The organism is Glaciihabitans sp. GrIS 2.15 (genome assembly GCF_035984695.1).
GTDB lineage: Bacteria > Actinomycetota > Actinomycetes > Actinomycetales > Microbacteriaceae > Lacisediminihabitans.
This window is the reverse complement of the sequence record NZ_JAXCHU010000027.1, coordinates 1-5,306: the sequence shown is the minus strand read 5'-3', so window position 1 is coordinate 5,306 and position 5,306 is coordinate 1. Positions and strand designations below refer to the sequence as shown.

At 65.3% G+C, this 5,306-nt stretch carries 6 protein-coding genes; 4 read left to right on the top strand and 2 right to left on the bottom strand.

Annotated features, from left to right (window positions below; all coding sequences use genetic code 11):
• Positions 1-192, bottom strand: a 192-nt coding sequence (locus tag RCH11_RS17985) for a hypothetical protein (RefSeq protein ID WP_327058399.1), incomplete at its 3' end; no start/stop codon positions are given.
• Positions 193-323: 131 nt separating this feature from the next.
• Here RCH11_RS17985 and RCH11_RS17980 point away from each other — a divergent pair.
• Positions 324-785, top strand: a complete 462-nt coding sequence (locus tag RCH11_RS17980; protein ID WP_327058398.1) for a cupin domain-containing protein — start codon at positions 324-326, stop codon at positions 783-785.
• Between the two features lie 572 nt (positions 786-1,357).
• On the top strand, positions 1,358-1,633 hold the full coding sequence (locus RCH11_RS17975) for a hypothetical protein (protein ID WP_327058397.1): 276 nt from the start codon (positions 1,358-1,360) through the stop codon (positions 1,631-1,633).
• A 612-nt stretch (positions 1,634-2,245) separates the two neighbouring features.
• Here the strand turns inward: RCH11_RS17975 and RCH11_RS17970 are convergent.
• The gene (locus RCH11_RS17970) at positions 2,246-2,518 is read right to left on the bottom strand and encodes a glutaredoxin domain-containing protein (protein WP_327058400.1); all 273 of its coding nucleotides are present in this window, start codon (positions 2,516-2,518) and stop codon (positions 2,246-2,248) included.
• Between the two features lie 520 nt (positions 2,519-3,038).
• Between RCH11_RS17970 and RCH11_RS17965 the strand changes: the two genes are divergently transcribed.
• Positions 3,039-3,257 carry a hypothetical protein gene (locus tag RCH11_RS17965; protein ID WP_327058396.1) on the top strand — a complete coding sequence of 73 codons (219 nt, stop codon included), beginning with the start codon at positions 3,039-3,041 and terminating at the stop codon, positions 3,255-3,257.
• A gap of 779 nt (positions 3,258-4,036) precedes the next feature.
• Complete coding sequence (locus RCH11_RS17960; protein WP_327058395.1) at positions 4,037-5,167, top strand: glycosyltransferase; 1,131 nt, start codon at positions 4,037-4,039, stop codon at positions 5,165-5,167.
• Positions 5,168-5,306 lie beyond the last annotated feature (139 nt).

Genomic DNA, 5,306 nt, shown 5'->3' with positions numbered 1-5,306 from the left:
TGTGGTCAGCCACCGGGCGCTGGCCTGGAACGCCTCCGGCCCGACACCACGGCAGTCTTCGGGCTCGTGCACCGCTTCCCGGTTTACCGCCTCCGGGTGGAACAACTTTTGGAACCCGGCCAGGTCGTCGGTCGACATGATGTTCAACGCCCGATGACAGAACTCCCGGACGTCGGTGGCGGGCTGGGTCACCGGGTGCCTCCCTAGCAAGTTGGACAGACAGCGTCTATCCGATAGAGGCCAGTATCCTCATTCCATGCCCGACGTCAACACGACGCGTTGACTCATAGGAAACCTCCGCGTAGTCGTATTCGTTGCCTCAAATGAGATCCTTCGCTTCGGCGTGGAGTGTGATCCAGGGGTCGGATGCCGGTTACGCCCGTTTCTATGGAACTGACAATGACGCAACGGCAGGCTGTGACGGAGGTTTCATGTCCATCGTGCAAGGCGAAGACCGCCCGGTTCTCGAGCGTGGGCCCGGGCTGCCGACTCTCCAACGTCTTGTTGATCGGGCAAACGGCTCGGATTCCATCACCGTGCTCATCAACCACTTCACCCGCGGTGAGACCGTGCCCGCACACACCCACCACGTCGAAGAGGTTCTGCTCGTCATTGCAGGCGAGTGCACAGTCAATGTCGACGGTCGACAAAAAACCGCCCGTGCGGGCGACGTGGTCATCGTTCAACCGCAGGCCGATCACTCCATCAGTCACCACTGTGATGAACCCTGCACCGTGCTCGCAGTGCTCGGATCCCCCGACGTTCAGATCGGAGCGACCAAGTGACTCTCGCTTCCGCGGGACGAGCACCTGACCACGATGGCCACACCGCGTCCCGCTAACGGAAGACCCGCGCATCGCGGCCATATCCGGACGTCTGGCGCGCCATCAACGCCGCGTTGCGGCAGCCGGCGAGCCCACCGCAGAAGGTCTTTATGTGTCCGCACCGCTGCTGACGAGGCCCCCAGGCCGACCGTTCGTTGTTCGTATTGCGACGCCACACGACCTGTTAGACGCCGATCGCGGCCACGCCGGCGAACCGGGGCGGGTTGTCGACGAGGACGCGCATGCGCGCGGCCAAGACCCGCGACCTTACGATCCTTCAGGCGACTCAGTAGGGGTACCGATAGCGGGGGAGCCTGCCGGGCTGAAAATCGGGGGGTGGCCGCCCGATGACGTAGTGACTCTGCGGTCCGTTGGAGGCCGTGACTCAGTAGGGCGTTGGGAACTGTGGTGTGGGCCTTTCCATGTTGCTGTGAGCACGAGGATGAGAGTCGTGGTGTCCCTCGCGGTTCCCCGGGCAGCTTTTCAGGATGGTTTCCGGTGAGGTGTGCTGATGGGACAAGGAGGTGGCGACGATGGAGGTCGCACAGGATGAGGAGGTCGTCATCGACCGGGTGGCGGCGTTAGATATTGGGAAGGCCGAGATGGTCTGTTGTGTCCGGGTCCCCGGCCAGGGCAAGCGGCGGTCCCAGGAGGTCCGCACGTTCTCCACGATGACCCGTTCACTCGTGGTGATGGCCGACTGGTTGACCGAGCTCGGGGTCACCCGGGTGGTGATGGAGGCCACCTCGGACTACGTGCGACATGAGGGTGCTTGGGTGAAGTGGGAGACATCATGGAGGTTCGGCTGATGTCGAAGGTGTAACCCCGGGCCAGTGTGTGGTGGCCTGTCTCCGCCCTGACGTGCGTCGCGGGTAACTGCGGGGTGCGAAGCTCAGGGAAGAAGCCCAAGAGCGCCCGTTCCATCCGGGGGCCACAGGCGAGGAGAAGGTCGGGATGGGCGAACGTCAGTGAACCTCCGTTGAGGCTTCGTGAAGGTGACCCCCGCGGGTGGGATGTTCCAGCGGGGCCGTAGGGACCGGCCGTTGGAAAGCGGCAGGCGCCGGCCGAGCCGCAGTTATCGGTCGTGAGCTCACCGCGATGCTTCAGATCGCCTCGGTGCACGCAGTCGAATCATCCTACGGTTGGCCACACAGATCACGAGCACCTCACCGCCCGATCCCCGGCTCGATCTCCACGTCGCACCGGCCGATAGGCCCGGAGGACCCTTTCAACGCCATCACCGAACCCGCCAGAGCAGCGCCTTAATCTTTTGGGCTAGCGACCTTCCTCGCCTTCCGCAACGAATTTAGGCGGGAGATCGATCTGTTTCCATGTCGACCTGACGGAAGATGGTTGGGGCGACCAGGTGCTGCAGGGCGGCACGACCTGGCATTACGCGGCTCCCCCGGTCGAGCGGACCCTCAACGCACGAGTGCTTCCAGCACCAAGCTCGGAGCCGGGTTGGTGTGGGCGACGCCGTCAATGACCACCGTGGGCGTCACCTCGTATCCGTTCTCGTTCGTCGACCGAACGAAGGCCGCAGCATCACTGTCTTCCCGGACATTCAGCCATAGGGCACGGTCCCGATAGCGTCGTACTGTGAAACGGAGCCGTGCACAGAAGGGACATCCGTCGCGCCAGTAAATGACGACGCCTTGTGAAGGGCCCGAGGCGACCTCAGCTTGCGTCGCCACTGGGGGACGGCCAAGGAGGAGGTCGAGGGCAGGCACATGGACAAGCCTGCTCCTCACCGCGAGGCTCCGCAAGAGGGAACCCACCCTGACGCTGCGGCGGACGTGTCTCGTCCTCCTTGCGCTGAGAGCGGTAGCCCGGCTTAGCCCTGCCAGGTGCCGACGCGACGCTGGAGCCGCTGGGCGAGACCCACGTCAGCCCGTTGGGACCCCGACTACCGCAAGTCGGTCCGCTCCTGCCTGCACACCATGCTGGTGGAGAAGTGGGAGCCCCTGCGCCTCGCGCTGCGCGACCTCGTCGCGCTCTTGGAGCAGGCCGGCTGCGGAACGAGCGGCCCCAAGTCCGGCCTGCTCGGGTACGTCGACGGCGAGCCGGCCGGCTGGGTCGCGGTCGACCCGCGGAAGAACTACCCGAGGATCTTGGCCCGGCAGAAGTCGTGGATGTGGATGGCCCCCGACCTCCAGGGCGTCTGGTCAGTCACCTGCTTCGTCGTGCGTAAGGGGCTTCCGCCGACAGGGACTGATGTACGAGCTCGCCGCCGCAACCGTCGAGTACGGCAGGCAGGTCGGCGCTCGAGTCCTCGAGGGCTACCCCACCGAGCCGCCGCCGGGGAAGACCGTGCTCTGGGACGAGGCGTCAGTCGGGCTGCTCCAGGTCTTCCTCGACGCCGGCTACGAGGTCGAGGCGTCGCCCACCCTGCGCCGAAGGGTAGTGCGACACCGACTCGGCGCGTCGTCCTAACGGTCGGTTCCGTCCAAGCCCAGGCCGAAGTAGTCGAATCTGGGCCTATGGCTCTAGCGGCGGCGTGACGCGCTCTTCTGGCCGGGTATCTGTCGTTACGGGTGCTGGCCTGAGGGCAGATCGGGCTCCGGGTGTTCGGCCACGAACATCTCTGCGGCGTTCTCGTCGATAGGGCTTTGGTCCACGAACCAGTTTACGGCGCGACGTTCGGCTCGCGTCACGGTGGGTGAGCCACGGCGAGATCAGCTCGGGAAGGTGCTCACAGAGCTGGTTCTTGAACCGACAAAAAGCTCCCCGCCCCCGAAGCGCATTGGCCAGGCGCCGCCGGCCGCGCCGTCGCTGATGCCCTCCGCGAAGTCGGCCATGTCTTGGTACCAGACGTACGACGGGATCGGGTCGATCGGAATGAGGTCAGCTCGTCGATCTCGACGGGGTTCTCGCCGTCGATGCCGGTGTCGCTGGTCCAGAACAGTACCTGGGTTCGCAGGTCGAGCAGCCAGCGGTGCTCGTAGTCGTCTGATCCGCAGGCGCGTTTGCGATGTCATCTACGTCGATCCCGCTCAGGTCGAGAACCCCCCCAGGCTACCGCCCGAACCCAGCGCACGCTCGGGCCTGGGCCCCTGAGGGATCGGGTGGACGGCCGGAGCTGACGGGCACCGCCGGATGGGGCAGGGCCATGTGGGTAATGTCCGGGCGTCGTCGGAGGTTGCGGTAGCCCAGCTCGGGATTACACGAGAGCTGGGCTGGTTTTCGGGTCAATGGCTCGGCATGATATATACATGCGTGTCATTTGTGCGTCGACGGCCGGAGCGGGCCACTTCTCGCCGATGGTGCCCTGGATCGAGCACCTGGTCGAGACGGGGAATGACGTGCTCGTCTTCGGGCCGCCAGGTTTATGGCCGGCTGCTGCTCGATGGGAGTTTCGCTCGGGCGAGACAGCCGATCCGGCCGAAGTTGGAGCGATCATGGGTCGCGCTATGGCCGGGCGCCACGAGGACGCAGCTGCCATGGTGATCGGGGAAGTATTCGCTCGGCTCAACTCGGGCGCTCTGGTTCCTGCCATGCGGGCGGCGATCGCCGACTTCCGTCCTGACCTCGTACTCCGCGATCCTGCGGAGTTTGCCTCAGCACGCTGCGCCGCGGAGGCCGACATCAGGCAGATCCGGATCGGGCACGGCCTGTCCATCGGTGAAGCGACACTGTTACGCCACGCGCGGCCGATCCTTGAGCAGTGGAGCCCGGGGCTGGCGGACTTGGTGGCCGACTCGGGGTATTTCACCCGGTTCCCAAGCTGCGTCGACCCCCCCACCTTCGCGGCGACGCAGCGGTATCGGGAGGGAGCGGCCCAAGGGCCTCTAACAACCCACGGAGATGCGGAACTTCCGTTCGTCTACGTCACCCTCGGCACGGTGGCTCCGACGATCGCGGCCCTTCTTCCGTGGTACGCCGTCCTCCTCGAGGTCCTCGATGGTCTCCCCGTCTGCGCGCAGGTGACCACCGGACGCGACCTCGAGCCGGCCAGCGTGGGGTTAGCCCCTTCCAACGTTGAAGTCACACACTGGGCGAATCAACGGGTAGCCATGGCGCGCGCTGCCGTCATCGTCAACCATGGTGGTTCTGGGACGGTGCTGGGCGCGCTGGAGGTCGGGTGTCCCCAACTCGTGGTGCCACTGTTCGCAGACCAAGGCGAGAACGCGGCCATGGTCGAGCGGGCCGGACTTGGACTCGCCGTGACCGACCAAGCCAAAGGCGGCCCCGCCGCCATAAGGAGACCTGGCCCCGACGACGCGCGCAGGATCCACCACTCGCTGCAGCGGATCCTCGCCGCAGACCAGATGCGCTTGCGAAGCCGAGCGGTTGCCGCCCAGATGTCGGAGCTCCCCACCCTCCTAGAAGTGTTTCCGAACTGACCCCACCACCCCTGCCAACGGCTCCCTGGCACGCCTGTGGGTGTCTAAGCCTCGATCCACCGATCGGGCTGGGTGTCTAGCGGCGCGTTAAACCGAGAATGCCTTCCTGATCAGAGAAAATAGAGCTTGTCTAGAGTCC

Bases quoted from the DNA above. Each gene is read 5' to 3' on its own strand.
- RCH11_RS17980 (WP_327058398.1), top strand. From the start codon at position 324: ATGAGATCCTTCGCTTCGGCGTGGAGTGTGATCCAGGGGTCGGATGCC.
- RCH11_RS17975 (WP_327058397.1), top strand. From the start codon at position 1,358: ATGGAGGTCGCACAGGATGAGGAGGTCGTCATCGACCGGGTGGCGGCG.
- RCH11_RS17965 (WP_327058396.1), top strand. From the start codon at position 3,039: ATGTACGAGCTCGCCGCCGCAACCGTCGAGTACGGCAGGCAGGTCGGC.
- RCH11_RS17960 (WP_327058395.1), top strand. From the start codon at position 4,037: ATGCGTGTCATTTGTGCGTCGACGGCCGGAGCGGGCCACTTCTCGCCG.